At 71.1% G+C, this 13,262-nt stretch carries 12 protein-coding genes; 5 read left to right on the top strand and 7 right to left on the bottom strand.

The window, feature by feature from the left end:
• Positions 1 to 277: 277 nt before the first annotated feature.
• From ACF088_RS37935 to ACF088_RS37950, 4 genes are all read left to right on the top strand, one after another.
• The gene (locus tag ACF088_RS37935; protein WP_392380523.1) at positions 278 to 1,051 is read left to right on the top strand and encodes a TraR/DksA family transcriptional regulator; all 774 of its coding nucleotides are present in this window, start codon (positions 278 to 280) and stop codon (positions 1,049 to 1,051) included.
• Positions 1,052 to 1,171: 120 nt separating this feature from the next.
• Positions 1,172 to 1,774, top strand: coding sequence for a signal peptidase II (gene lspA / locus ACF088_RS37940; RefSeq protein WP_392380524.1), 603 nt, complete (start codon positions 1,172 to 1,174; stop codon positions 1,772 to 1,774).
• Between the two features lie 141 nt (positions 1,775 to 1,915).
• The gene (locus tag ACF088_RS37945) at positions 1,916 to 2,857 is read left to right on the top strand and encodes an RluA family pseudouridine synthase (RefSeq protein ID WP_392380525.1); all 942 of its coding nucleotides are present in this window, start codon (positions 1,916 to 1,918) and stop codon (positions 2,855 to 2,857) included.
• 120 nt (positions 2,858 to 2,977) lie between these two features.
• Complete coding sequence (locus ACF088_RS37950; RefSeq protein ID WP_392380581.1) at positions 2,978 to 4,555, top strand: Na+/H+ antiporter; 1,578 nt, start codon at positions 2,978 to 2,980, stop codon at positions 4,553 to 4,555.
• A gap of 41 nt (positions 4,556 to 4,596) precedes the next feature.
• On the opposite strand, the gene ACF088_RS37955 is transcribed toward ACF088_RS37950, so the two are convergent.
• Positions 4,597 to 5,688 carry a mechanosensitive ion channel family protein gene (locus tag ACF088_RS37955; RefSeq protein ID WP_392380582.1) on the bottom strand — a complete coding sequence of 364 codons (1,092 nt, stop codon included), beginning with the start codon at positions 5,686 to 5,688 and terminating at the stop codon, positions 4,597 to 4,599.
• Positions 5,689 to 5,817: 129 nt separating this feature from the next.
• Here ACF088_RS37955 and ACF088_RS37960 point away from each other — a divergent pair, with 129 nt between their 5' ends.
• Positions 5,818 to 6,429 (top strand): dienelactone hydrolase family protein, encoded by a 612-nt coding sequence (locus ACF088_RS37960; protein ID WP_392380526.1) that lies wholly within the window; start codon positions 5,818 to 5,820, stop codon positions 6,427 to 6,429.
• Positions 6,430 to 6,463: 34 nt separating this feature from the next.
• Here ACF088_RS37960 and ACF088_RS37965 read toward each other — a convergent pair whose 3' ends face one another.
• From ACF088_RS37965 to ACF088_RS37990, 6 genes are all read right to left on the bottom strand, one after another.
• Positions 6,464 to 8,107 carry an alkaline phosphatase D family protein gene (locus ACF088_RS37965; RefSeq protein WP_392380527.1) on the bottom strand — a complete coding sequence of 548 codons (1,644 nt, stop codon included), beginning with the start codon at positions 8,105 to 8,107 and terminating at the stop codon, positions 6,464 to 6,466.
• Positions 8,108 to 8,196: 89 nt separating this feature from the next.
• Complete coding sequence (locus tag ACF088_RS37970; protein WP_392380528.1) at positions 8,197 to 9,135, bottom strand: thioredoxin domain-containing protein; 939 nt, start codon at positions 9,133 to 9,135, stop codon at positions 8,197 to 8,199.
• A gap of 46 nt (positions 9,136 to 9,181) precedes the next feature.
• Positions 9,182 to 9,895 (bottom strand): hypothetical protein, encoded by a 714-nt coding sequence (locus ACF088_RS37975; RefSeq protein WP_392380529.1) that lies wholly within the window; start codon positions 9,893 to 9,895, stop codon positions 9,182 to 9,184.
• 121 nt (positions 9,896 to 10,016) lie between these two features.
• The gene (locus ACF088_RS37980; protein ID WP_392380530.1) at positions 10,017 to 10,868 is read right to left on the bottom strand and encodes a thioredoxin domain-containing protein; all 852 of its coding nucleotides are present in this window, start codon (positions 10,866 to 10,868) and stop codon (positions 10,017 to 10,019) included.
• A gap of 99 nt (positions 10,869 to 10,967) precedes the next feature.
• Positions 10,968 to 11,627, bottom strand: coding sequence for a hypothetical protein (locus ACF088_RS37985; RefSeq protein WP_392380531.1), 660 nt, complete (start codon positions 11,625 to 11,627; stop codon positions 10,968 to 10,970).
• A gap of 114 nt (positions 11,628 to 11,741) precedes the next feature.
• Positions 11,742 to 13,100, bottom strand: a complete 1,359-nt coding sequence (locus ACF088_RS37990) for a DUF2252 domain-containing protein (RefSeq protein ID WP_392380532.1) — start codon at positions 13,098 to 13,100, stop codon at positions 11,742 to 11,744.
• Positions 13,101 to 13,262 lie beyond the last annotated feature (162 nt).

A 13,262-nucleotide genomic window follows, 5' to 3' on the forward strand; every position in this document is an offset into this window, starting at 1 on the left:
AGGCGGGCCGGCCCCGGCACCGTACGGGAGGGCGTCCCGGCCGCTCGCCGCGACGGGGGCCGGGCGCACGCCGTGACCCGAATGGCGAGCGGACGGGTACCGCGCCGACGGTGCGGATTACCGGCCGGGGAGCGGGGCACAAACGAGGCAGACCGGACGTCCGGGCCGGGTGGCGGGTCCCGAAGGGCGGTGCGTCCCGTTGCCGCGTGGCGTGCAGCGATTTATCGTTCCCGTCACGATTCGCGAACAAAGTCACATATGTGAAGGGGTCGCGGCCATGGTGGCGAAAAAGACCGCCGCGGAGAAGAGCACGACGCCTGCCGACGAGGCCGTCGCGAAGCAGCCTGCACCGGAAAGGACGGCCCCGAAGAAGGCAGCTCCGAAGAAGGCCGCGGCCAGGAAGACGGCGGCCGGTACGACCACGCCGGGCAAGGCCACGGCCGAACGGGCGGCGCCGAAGAAGGCGGCCGCGAAGAAGCCGGCGGCCAAGAAGACCGCGGCGAAGAAGACCGCGAAGAAGGCTCCGGCCAAGACGGCCGCGGTGCCCGCTAAGAAGACGGGAGCCAAGACGGTGGTGGCGAAGAAGACTGCGGCCGCAACGGCCAAGGCTCACGGCAACGACTCCGCGGTGCCCACGGCCAGGGTGGCCGCGGCGCCGGGAGAGCTCGCCGTACGGCCCGGCGAGGAACCCTGGACGCCCGAGGAGGTCACGGAGGCGCGGACCGAGCTGATGGAGGAGACGGCGCGGCTGCGGCTGGAGATCGTCTCGGCCGAGGACGCCATCGCCGGGCTGATGCGCGACTCCGGTGACGGAGCGGGCGACGACGAGGCCGACACCGGAACCAAGAACATCACCCGCGAACACGAGCTGGCGCTCGCCTCCAACGCCCGCGAGATGCTCCACCAGACCGAGCGGGCCCTGGCCCGGCTGGACGCGGGCACCTACGGCCTCTGCGAGAACTGCGGCAACCCCATCGGCAAGGCGCGGATGCAGGCTTTCCCCCGCGCGACGCTGTGCGTGGAGTGCAAGCAGAAAGAGGAGCGCCGTTGAGGTGGCCGGTAGGTGTCGCCGACGGCACCCGGTCCGCCCGCGCCCGTACGTGTGTGCCGTACTCTCGTGGTTCAGCCGGGGTGGCCCGGCCGTGGACACAACGGGCTGAGGGACTCACACGTGGCTAAGGCCGAACGCATCACCGGTACGCCGGAACCCGAGCCGGGTACCGGAGCGGATTCCACGGCGGAATCCGAGGGGGGAGAGACGGTGGAGCCGGAGCAGGGCACCGGCCACCGCAAGCGGCGGATCACCGCGCTGCTGCTGGTCGCGCTCTTCGTCTACCTGCTCGACCTGGGCAGCAAGCTCCTGGTGGTGGCGAAATTGGAGCACCACGAGCCCATCCAGGTCATCGGGACGCTGCTGCAGTTCACCGTGATCCGTAACCGCGGCGCCGCGTTCAGCATCGGCGAGGCGCTGACGATCTTCCTCACCATCATCGCGACGGTCGTGATCGTGGTGATCGCCCGGATCGCCCGCAAGCTCTACAGCCTGCCCTGGGCGATCGCGCTCGGGCTGCTGCTCGGCGGCGCCTTCGGCAACCTCACCGACCGGCTGTTCCGCTCGCCGGGGGTCTTCGAGGGTGCGGTGGTCGACTTCATCGCCCCGGCGCACTTCGCGGTCTTCAACCTCGCCGACTCCGGGATCGTCTGCGGTGGCATCCTGATCGTGATCCTGTCCTTCCGCGGGCTGGACCCCGACGGGACCGTGCACAAGGACTGATACCCCGCGGCGGGGCCGGCCGGGGCAGGAGCCGTTGATGGTGCCGGTTGACGGGCCCGGCCCCGGGCCCGCAGGAGCCGACGGACGTCCGGCTCCCGGCCGCCGGGCAGGGCACCACGACGGGACTGCCATACTCGTGGGGTGAGCACCATTCCCGAGATCCGCACCCTGCCCGTACCGGACGGCCTGGAGGGCGAGCGCGTCGACGCCGCGCTGGCCCGGATGTTCGGCTTCTCCCGTACGAAGGCGGCCGAACTCGCCGCCGCCGGCAAGGTCCGGGTCGACGGCTCCGAGGTGATGAAGTCCGAGCGGGTGAGCGGCGGCGCCTGGCTGGAAGTGGAGATGCCGCAGGCCGCGGCGCCCGTGGAGATCGTCGCCGAGCCCGTCGAGGGCATGGAGATCGTGCACGACGACGACGACATCATCGTGATCGTCAAGCCGGTCGGCGTGGCCGCGCACCCCAGCCCCGGCTGGACGGGAACGACCGTCATCGGCGGTCTGGCCGCGGCCGGCTACCGCATCTCCACCTCCGGTGCCGCCGAGCGCCAGGGCATCGTGCACCGTCTCGACGTCGGCACCTCCGGCCTGATGGTGGTCGCCAAGTCCGAGCGCGCCTACACCCTGCTCAAGCAGCAGTTCCGTGAGCGCACGGTCGACAAGCGCTACCACGCCCTGGTCCAGGGCCACCCGGACCCGATGAGCGGCACCATCGACGCCCCCATCGGCCGGCACCCGCAGCACGACTACAAGTGGGCGGTGACGGCCGAGGGCAAGGCGTCCGTCACGCACTACGACCTGATCGAGGCGTTCCGCGCGGCCAGCCTGCTCGACATCAAGCTGGAGACCGGCCGCACCCATCAGATCCGGGTGCACATGTCCGCGCACCGCCACCCCTGCGTCGGCGACCTGACCTACGGCGCCGACCCCACCCTCGCCAAGCGCCTCGGTGTCACCCGGCAGTGGCTGCACGCCATGCGGCTGGGCTTCGAGCACCCCTCCGACGGCCGCTGGGTCGAGTTCGAGAGCGCCTACCCGGATGATCTGCAGCGCGCCCTGGACACCGTCCGGGACGAGAGCAGCTGACACGGAGGACATCGGGCGGGCGCCGACACGGCGGGCAAGAGCCGGTGTCATGGCACGCTGGGGTCGGAAAATGATCGAATCCGACCCCGGAGCGTAGCCACCGTGGACCAGCTGGCTCTGATGTTCGTCCTGCTGCTCGGAGCCGTGGTCATGGTTCCCGTCGGCGACCGGCTGGGACTCCCGTCGCCGGTGCTGATGACCCTCGTCGGCGCCGTGCTGGCACTGCTGCCGTTCGTGCCCAATGTCGAGGTACCGCCCGAGTTCATCCTGCCGGTGGTGCTGCCGCCGCTGCTCTACGCGGCCGTGCAGCGCACCTCCTGGCGGCAGTTCACCGCCAACCTCCGGCCGATCTTCCTGCTCGCCGTGGCGCTGGTCTTCGCCACCACCGCCGCGGTCGCCGCCGTCGCCCAGGCGGTGGTGCCCGGGATGCCGGTGGCCGCCGCGGTGGTGCTCGGCGCGCTGGTCGCCCCGCCCGACCCGGTGGCCGCGACGGCCGTCGCGGGCAAGCTGGGGCTGCCCCGCCGGCTGGTCTCGATCCTGGAGGGCGAGGGGCTGTTCAACGATGTCACCGCCATCGTGCTGTACCACGTCGCGCTCGCCGCGGCGGTCAGCGGAACCTTCTCGGTGCCCGCCGCGGTCGGCTCGCTGGTGCTCTCCGCGGTGGTCGCCATAGCGGTCGGCCTGGGGCTCGGCTGGGTCACCAACAAGCTGATGGGGATGCTCGGTGACCCGACGCTGCAGATCGGTCTGACGCTGCTGGTGCCGTTCGTCGCGTACGTCCTGGCCGAGAATTTCCGCGGATCCGGTGTGCTCGCGGTGCTGACCTGCGCGCTGTTCCTGGCCGAGTACGCGGTCGACCCGGACGATGTGATGGGCCGGCTCGCCGGCTACACCTTCTGGGAGGTCGTGGACACCCTTGTCACCGGGGTCGCCTTCGGGCTGATCGGCCTGGAGCTGCACAACATCTTCGGGGCGGCTTCCCACCGGTGGGGCCAGCTGCTCGGGGCCGGTGCCGCCGTCGTCGGGGTGGTCGTCGGCGTCCGCCTGTTGTGGCTGCTGCCCGCCGGCTGGCTGGCCAAGCGGATGCACAAGCGCCGCGACTACGACGAGGAGATCCCGATGAGCTGGCGGGAGACGCTCATCATGTGGTGGGCGGGGATGCGCGGGGTGGCCTCGGTGGCGCTGGCGCTGGCCATTCCGTACAGCGTCGACGGCGGCGGCGATTTCCCGGTCCGCGACGACATCCTCTTCATCGCCTTCGCGGTGGTGCTCAGCACTCTCCTCATCCAGGGCCTCACCCTGCCCTGGCTGGTGCGCCGGCTGCGGGTGCGGGCCGACACCGATGTCGTCGACGCGCTGGAGCGGGAGCTGGCGATCCGGGTGATCAAGGCGTCCAAGCGGCGGCTGAAGGAGATCCTGGAGGTCGAGGAGCTGCCCGACGAGGTCAGCGAGCAACTGGCACGCCGCGCGCACGACATCGGTGCCCGGATCGCGCCGGACATCGTCGACGACGAGCGGCGCGAGCTCTTCGACAAGCGGATCACCCGGCTGAAGAAGGTGCACCGCATCCAGGGCGAGATGCTCTCGGCCGCCCGGCACGAGGTACTGGCGGCGCGCAGCGAACCGGGCGCGGACCCGGAGATCGTCGACCGGGTGCTGCGGCATCTGGACATGCGCAGCCTGCGGGGCGCGCCGTAGGGCGCCACACGCAGGCCGTGACGGGCAGGCGGGGCCGGGGCTCAGCCCTGCGCGGACCGCGCGCCCGGCTCCTCGCCCCGGTCGAGCGCGGGGTCGTCCGGCGGCGCCGCCGCCGTGGTGATCCGCGGCAGCGCGTAGGCGTGTTCGGCCTGCAGCCACTCCAGCAGCCGCTCACGGACCTCGCAGCGCACCGTCCACAGGGTGTCCGAGTCCCGGGCGGTCACCAGCGCACGCACCACGATCGTGGACGGGGTGGTGTCGGTGACCACCAGACTCCAGGACCTGCCGTCCCACTCCGGGCACTCCTGGAGGACTTCCAGCAGCCGCTGGCGCATCTTCTCCACCGGCGCGCTGTGGTCGAGGTGGAGGAGGACCGTGCCGGTCATCTGCGCACCGCCGCGCGACCAGTTCTCGAACGGCTTGCCGGTGAAATACGACACCGGCATGGTGATCCGGCGCTCGTCCCAGGTCCGTACGGTCAGAAAGGTCAGCGTGATCTCCTCGACGGTGCCCCACTCGCCGTCCACGACGACGGTGTCCCCGATCCGCACCATGTCGCCGAACGCGATCTGCAGCCCCGCGAAGAGATTGCCGAGGGTGGACTGGGCGGCGATACCGGCGACGATGCCCAGCAGCCCGGCCGACGCCAGCATGGAGGTGCCGACCGCCCGCATCGCCGGGAACGTCAGCAGCATCGAGGCGGCCGCGACGACGATCACCACGGCCGTCACCACCCGCTGGATCAGCGTCACCTGGGTCCGCACCCGCCGCACCCGCGCCGCGTCCCGGGCGCCCGCCGCATAGCGCGAGTACGACGACTCGACGATGGCCGCCGCGGCCCGGACGGCCAGCCAGGCGGTGGCCGCGATCAGGACCAGGCCGAGCGCCTGTCCGATGCCCGCCGCATGCTCTTTGGCGGGCTTCAGCCCCGTATGGGCGAACGAGCCGCGCAACAGGGCTGCGCAGAGCGCCACTTGCAGCGGTATCCGGCAGCGGCGCAGCAGCCCCCACAGGGGGGTCTCCGGGCGGGCGGCATCGATCCGGCGCAGTGCCCGGTCGGCGAGCCAGACCAGGATGAGCGCGAGCAGGACCGCGCCGCCGATGACGACGACCGGTCGCAGTACGTCCTCCAAGGACACGAGATTCCTCCTCCAGGGGGTGCGAGGGGCTGGGAGGTGCGAGGGGCTGTGGTGTGCTGGTACCCGGTCCCCGTGACCGTAACTGGCACGATGGGGGGAGATCGATCCAACCCCAGGGAAGTGATGTCAGTGCCGGCCTCCACCGAGTCCTCGACCAGCCAACTGTCGACGATTGTCCTGATTCATTCGGTGTGCGGGCTGCGTCCCGCGGTGCACGCGGCGGCGGACCGGCTGCGCGCCGCGGGGCACGAGGTGATCGTCCCCGATCTGTTCGACGGCCGGACCGCCGACTCCGTCCCGGACGGCATCCTCATCAAGGACGAGATCGGCAAGGAGGAGCTGCTCAAGCGCGCCATCACGGCCGTTGCGCCCTACTCCGACCGCGGACTGGTCTACGCCGGCTTCTCCTTCGGCGGCTCGGTCGCCCAGAACCTCGCACTCGGCGACGAGCGGGCCCGCGGGCTGCTTCTGCTGCACGGAACCTCGGACATCGCGGAGGGCACCGTCGCCGACGACCTGCCGGTGCAGCTGCATGTCGCCGACCCGGACCCGTACGAGCCGCACGACTGGCTGAACGCCTGGTATCTCCAGATGCGCCGGGCCGGCGCGGACGTAGAGGTCTTCCGCTACGCCGGCGCCGGCCATCTCTTCACCGATCCCGATCTGCCCGACTACGACGAGGAGGCCGCGGAGAGCGCCTGGAAGGTGGCGCTGGGCTTCCTCGCCGAGCTGTGAGCCGGGCGGCCGGCCGGGAACGGGCGGGTATGCCCTAGACGAGCGGCTGGTCGGCGCGTTCCACCTGCTGGGTGCCGGACCGGGTCCGGTACGAGCGCAGCAGGGTGCTGGTGGCGTTCGGATCGGTTTTGTCGGAGATGCCGAAGTAGTCCATCTGTGTCCGCTCGGCGTTGACGTCCAGGACCCCGTAGCCGTGCGAGTCCATGTCCAGCCACTTCACATGCCGGTTGGCGGCCTTGATGGCGGCGACCCCGGCCAGGGAGACCGTGTGCGGGGCGACGTGCAGGAAGTCGTCCACGTTGTCGGAGGTGACGGAGGTGACCACGAACTCCGTCGCCACCGCGCGGTCGGCGGGGTAGGTCGCCGCCTGGCGCGGCACCTCGTTGGCCCAGGCCATGTGGATGTCGCCGGTCAGGAACACGGTGTTGTCGATGCCGCGGTCGCTGAGGTGGCCGAGCAGCTCGCGCCGGTCGTCGGTGTAGCCGTCCCACTGGTCGGTGTTGATCGCCAGGCCCTCCTTGGGTATCCCGAGGATTTCGGCGAGCGGGCCGAGCAGCTTCGCGGGGACGGCGCCGAAGGCGACCTGCGAGATCATCACCGAGGTGCCGACGAGTCGCCAGGCGGTGTCCGAGCGTTCGAGTCCGGACTTGAGCCAGTCCAGTTGGGCCCGCCCGGTGATCGTACGGCTCGGGTCGTCGACCTCACCGCTGCCCGGCTTGGCCTGGGCGTCGCGGAACGACCGCAGATCCAGCAGGTGCAGATCGGCGAGGGTGCCGAAGCGCAGCCTGCGGTAGGTGGTGCCGGCGATCGAGGGGCGCACCGGCATCCACTCGAAGTAGGCCTGCTTCGCGGCGGCCATCCGCGCGGACCAGGGGCCCTCGGTGTCCGGGGTGTGGTTCACCGCGCCGCCCTTCCAGGCGTTGTCGGCGAACTCGTGGTCGTCCCAGATGGCGATGACCGGGTGGGTGGCGTGCATGGCCAGTGCGTCCGGGTCGGTCTTGTGGACGCCGTGCCGGATGCGGTAGTCGGCGAGCGTCAGCAGCTCGTGGGCGGGGGAGTGCGGGCGGACGACGTACTTGAACTCCGGGTACTCGCCGGACTTGTACTCGTAGAGGTAGTCGCCGACATGGAGCACCGCGTCCAGTTCGGTGCGGGCGGCCAGGTGCCGGTAGGGGGAGAAGTAGCCGGACTCCCAGTTGGCGCAGGAGACCACGCCGAAGCGGATGTTGCCGGCCGCGGTGTCGTGGGCGGGGGCGGTACGGGTCCGGCCGACGGGGGAGTGCTGTCCGTCGACGGTGAAGCGGTAGTAGTAGTGGGTGGCCGGGTGCAGGCCGCGGACGTCCGCCTTGACGGTGTGGTCACTGGCGGTGGAGGTGGTCAGGGTCCCCCGTGCGACAACGGACGCGAAGTTCTTGTCGCTCGCCACCTGCCAGCTCACCTTGGTGGCCGGTCCGCGGCCGGAGCCGGGGGTCGCCGCCGGGGTCGGTGTCACCCGGGTCCACAGCAGGACGCCGTCGGGGAGCGGGTCCCCGGAGGCGACTCCGTGCTGGAAGAACGAGCCCTGTTCCGGGGCTCCTTGGGCGTGCGCGGTGGCGGCGCCGGCGAACGGCAGAAGGGCTGCGGTGGCGGCTACGGCCGTGACGGCAGTGCGGCGCGAGATCTGGTCATGATCGGTCACGGCCGATCACCTTACTGGCCGGTAAGCGGCACCGGGAGGGCGAATTCCGATAACCCCGAGAATTCGCCCACCCGTTGTCCGAAAGGCACTCAGTGCGCGCCCGAGGGGTCCTTTTCGCCCTCGCGGATGCCCTTCGCGCCACCTTCGCCCGTGCTGCCGCCCTTGCCCCCGTCCCCGCCTGACGCCCCCTTCGCCGGGCCGAACTCCTTGTCGATCATCTTCTTGAAGTTGGTCTCTGCGAGCTGGTTGTACTGCGCCTGCGTCATCTGCTGCTGCGGGACCTGCGGCATCACCAGCTTTTTGTCGCCGTGCATGAACGTGGGCGTGCCCTTGACGCCCTTGCGGCCGAACAGCGCGGTCATCTCCATCGCCCAGCGGTCGTACGTGCCCTTCTCGACCGCCGTGGCGAACGCCTTGTCGTTCTTCAGCTCCGGCACCTCGCCGGCGACCTTGAGCAGCTCGGAGTCCTTGGCGTAGAGGTCCTCGCGCTCGTCGGGGTGGTACTTGGCCGAGTACAGCGCCGACTTGTACTTCAAGAAGGCGTCCGGGCCGACGTTCAGCGCCGCTCCGAGCGCGCTCAGCGCGTTCTTCGAGCCCTCACCGCCGCCCATACCGTCGATGAAGGTGTACATGGTGAAGCGGACCCGGTACCGGCCGTCCTCGATGTCCTTGGCCAGGGCCTTGCCGCTGCTCTGCTCGAAGGACGCACACGACGGGCAGCGGACGTCCTCGAAGACCTCCAGGGTCTGCTTGGCGTTCTTGTCGCCTATCAGGATCTCGGTGCCGTTCTTGCCCTGGGTGTGCGCGGGCGTGACGAGCTTGGCCTCCTTGGCGGCCTCCCAGCCCGTGGGCTCGTTGGCCTTCATCACGGCGTAGCCGATGCCGCCGGCCACGGCCACGACGCCGATCACCGCGCCCGCCGCGGTCAGTTGGCGGCGCAGCTTCTCCTTCTTCTTCTGGCGGTCCCGCTCGGCCCGGATGCGTTCGCGGGCCGCGGTCTTGTTGGCCAGGTTGTTGCGGTTGCTCATGGGTGGTGTGGTCCCCTCGAGGGTCGTGCCGGTTTCTGTGTGCTGGTCAGGCGGTGGCCGGGCGGGGTGGGCCGCGGCGCCGTACGCAGTGCACGAGGAGGGGGAGCGGGCGGGCCGGCGGCAGCGGGTGCAGCGGCCGGATCCTCCGGCGGGGCGGGGCGGGGGCGGCGGTGCGCACCGCGACCGCGGTGCGCAGCGGGCGGAAGGCGCCGGTCGCGGCGGCGCGCAGCAGGGCGTCCAGGGCGGCATCACCGCGCTGCAGCCAGGCCGCGGCGAGCAGGCCGACCGCGACATGGGCGGCGAGCAGCAGCCAGGGGGCCGCCGCCGGAACGGCCGGCGGCAGCGGCGCGCCCGGATGGGCGGCCGCCCGGGCCAGCGGTGTGCCCCATTCGCCGCCCCGGCAGAGCAGTTCGACGCCGACCGAGCGCAGCGGGCCGGTGACCGGGCCGCCGGCCGGCCCGTAACAGGTGTGCTGCCCGGTGGTGAAGACGGTGTCGGCGGCCAGCTCCAGCGGCACCAGGAGCGCGGCGACGGCGCCGAATCCGCGCTCCCGGCCGGTCAGCGCATAGGCCACGGCGAAGACACCGGCGCAGATCGCAACGACCGGAGCGGGCGGTAACGGGTGCTGTGAGAGCAGCACATGGGAGCCCGCGGACAGGGCGGTGCACAGCGCGGTGAACAGTGCCGCCCGCAGCGCCCTGAGCTGAACTCCCGGCGCGGCCGCCGGCCGGGCCCCGGGGCGTATTCCCGTCGCCTGCATGACGGGAGTCTGCCATGTGCACGGCACGAGCCCGGGTCAAGATTTGGCATCGGCCGGCGCGCACGGAGCACGCCGGCCGAGAGGCGCGGGACGCGGCCCGGCCGGGGGCGGGCCGCTCGCGTCACTTCTTCAGTGCTTTGTCCACCATGGAGTTGAAGGCGGCCACACTGGACGGTGCCACCTTGCCCTGCGGGCTGTCCGTGCCCAGCACCGTGTCGTTGAGCTTGATCGTCGGGGTGCTGGTGACGTCCTTGACCTTGCTGAAGGCGTCGGACATCTCCAGCGCCCACCGGTCGTACGTGCCCGACTTGACGGCCTTCTGGAAGGCCGCGTCGCCCTTGAGCGCCGGGACGGTGTCGGCGACCTTGATCAGGTAGCTGTCGTCGGCGAACTTGTCCGGGCCGGTCTCGTCCGGGTGGAACTCCTTCGAGTACAGCGCGTACTTGTACTTCAAGAAGGCGTCCGGGCCGACGTCGAGGGCGGCGCCCAGTGCGCTCAGCGCGTTCTTGGAGCCGGTGCCCTTGAGGTTGGCGTCGAGGAAGGTGCCCAGGTGGTAGGACGCCTTGTACTTGCCGTCCTTGACGTCCTTCTCGACGGTGGCCCCGACGGTCTGCTCGAACCCCGCGCAGCCGGGGCAGCGCGGGTCCTCGAAGAGGTTCAGGGTGTTCTTGGCGTCCTTCTTGCCGACGACGACCGTGGTGCCGTTCTTGCCGCTGGTGTTGGCGGGCTTGGTCAGCGGGGCCTTCGCGGCCTTCGCCCAGTCGGTGCTGTCCCCGCTGCCGGCCGAGCTGTCGCCGCCGCCTATGGAGGAGACCGCCACCCCGATACCGCCGGCGATCGCCAGGACGCCGACGATCGCACCGCCGACGATCAGTTGCCGGCGGATCTTGTCCTTCTTCGCCTGCCGCTCACGCTCGGCGCGCAGCCGCTCGCGGGCTGCCTGCTTGTTGACCTGGTTGTTGCGGTTGCTCATGACTGTTCCTGCTCTGTGGAGATCCGTGAGACGGGAGATACGTGCGGTCAAAGGCGTACGCGCGCGGCGCGGGCGTACGCGGGCCGCGCGGCCAAAGGCCTACGCAGCCAGTGCGCAGGGCGGTCCACGGCGCACGACACAGTGCACGAGCAGGGGGACGGCGCGGGCGGGGCGCCCGGGCCGTACGGGGGCGGGCAGCGGGCGGCCCGGCGCGGCGCCGGAGACGACGACCGCGACGGCGATCAGCAGCGGGCGGAAGGCGAAGCCCGCCACCGCGCCCAACAGCTGGTGCAGCGCGCTCTCGCCGCGGCGCAGCCAGCCCGCCGCCAGCAGCCCCGTGCACACATGCGCCGCGAGCAGGACGAGCCAGGTGACCACCGGCGCGGCGTCCTCCTGGGACAGCCGTGCCAGCGGTCCACCGACGGGGTCGCCACCGCACAGCAGATCCACGCCCAGCGAGCGCAGCGGGCCGGCGACCGGGCCGCCGGCCTCTCCGTAACAGGTGTGCTGCCCCAGGCTGAAGACCAGATCGGCGGCCAGCTCCAGGGGGACCAGCAGCGACGCGATCCGCCAGAAGCCGCGCTCCCGGCCGGCCAGCGCATAGGCGAGGACGAACACGGCGGCGCAGAGCGCGGCGACGGTGGTCAGCGGCAGCGGCATACGGGACAGCAGGACATGCGACCCCGAGGAGAGCGTCACGCACAGCGCCGTGAAAAGCGCTGCGCGCAGTGCCCGCAGGTGTGCCGCCGAGATGTCCATGGCAGCCGAGTGTGCCATGGCCCGGGGTAAGCGGCGGCTAAGGGGGTCCGAAGCCGTACGCACCGGTGCATACGGTGCGGACGGCATGCTCCGGTCCTCCCGGTCCTCCCGGTCCTACAGGCCCGGGATCTGCCCGTTGCGGAAGAGGTCCACGAAGATCTGGTGGTCACGGCGGGCGCGGGCGCCGTAGGAGTGCGCGAAGTCGACCAGCAGCGACGCGAAGCCGTCCTCGTCGGCGGCGATGGCCGCGTCGATGGCCCGCTCCGTCGAGAACGGCACCAGCGAGTGGCCGCTCTCGTCGTCCGCGGCGGCGTGCATGGTCGCGGTGGCCCGGCCCAGGTCGGCCACCACCGCCGCGATCTCCTCCGGATCGTCGATGTCCGACCAGTCCAGGTCGACCGCGTACGGCGAGATCTCGGCGACCAGCTGGCCCGCGCCGTCCAGTTCGGTCCAGCCCAGCCACGGGTCGGCGTGGTCCTGCAGGGCGCGCTGCGAGATCACCGTGCGGTGGCCCTCGTGCTGGAAGTAGCCGCGGACCGCGGGGTCGGTGATGTGCCGGGAGACGGCCGGGGTCTGCGCCTGCTTCATGTAGATCACCACATCGTTCTCCAGGGCGTCGCTGTTGCCCTCGAGCAGGATGTTGTACGACGGCAGACCGGCCGAGCCGATGCCGATGCCGCGCCGGCCCACGACGTCTTTGACGCGGTAGGAGTCCGGGCGGTCCAGGCTCGACTCCGGCAGCGTCTCCAGATAGCCGTCGAAGGCGGCAAGGACCTTGTAGCGGGTGGCCGCGTCCAGCTCGACGCTGCCGCCGCCCGGCGCGAAGCGGCGCTCGAAGTCGCGGATCTCCGTCATCGAGTCCAGCAGTCCGAAGCGGGTCAGCGAGCGGGCGTCGCGCAGCGCGTCCAGCAGCGGGCCCTCGGCGGTGTCCAGGGTGAAGGGCGGCAGTTCGTCCCGGTCGGAGCTCTTCGTCCCCGAGGCCAGCGCGTGGATGCGCTCCCGGTAGGCGGCGGCGTAGGTGCGCACCAGGTCGGTGATCTGCTTGTCGCCGAGCGCCTTGGCGTAGCCGATCAGTGCGACCGAGGCGGCGAACCGCTTGAGGTCCCAGGTGAACGGCCCGACGTACGCCTCGTCGAAGTCGTTGACGTTGAAGATCAGCCGGCCCGTGGAGTCCATGTACGTGCCGAAGTTCTCGGCGTGCAGATCGCCGTGGACCCACACCCGGCCGGTCTGCTCGTCCAGATACGGGCCGCTGTCCTTGCCGCCGTCGTCCTGCGCGGCTTCCAGATCCCGGTAGAACAGGCAGGCCGTGCCCCGGTAGAAGGCGAAGGCGGAGGCGGCCATCTTCCGGAATTTCACACGGAAGGCCGCGGGGTCGGCGGCGAGCAGCTCCCCGAAGGCGGTGTCGAAGACGGCGAGGATTTCCTCGCCGCGCTGCTCGGCGTCCTGCGCCGGGGCGTGCTGGGACGGCATCGCTGGGTGCCTCCTGAGGTGCGGAAGGGGTACGGAGAGCCGTGGCGGAGCCCGTCGCGGATCTGCCACTGACAACGCGCGAGGCTACTCGTCGGTGCCCGCCGATTGTCAGTGGGGAGTCGTAGACTTCGAGACCGTCTCACCCATCCGTCGCCGACCGTG

It is taken from the genome of Streptomyces sp. NPDC015125 (genome assembly GCF_043080045.1).
GTDB lineage: Bacteria > Actinomycetota > Actinomycetes > Streptomycetales > Streptomycetaceae > Streptomyces.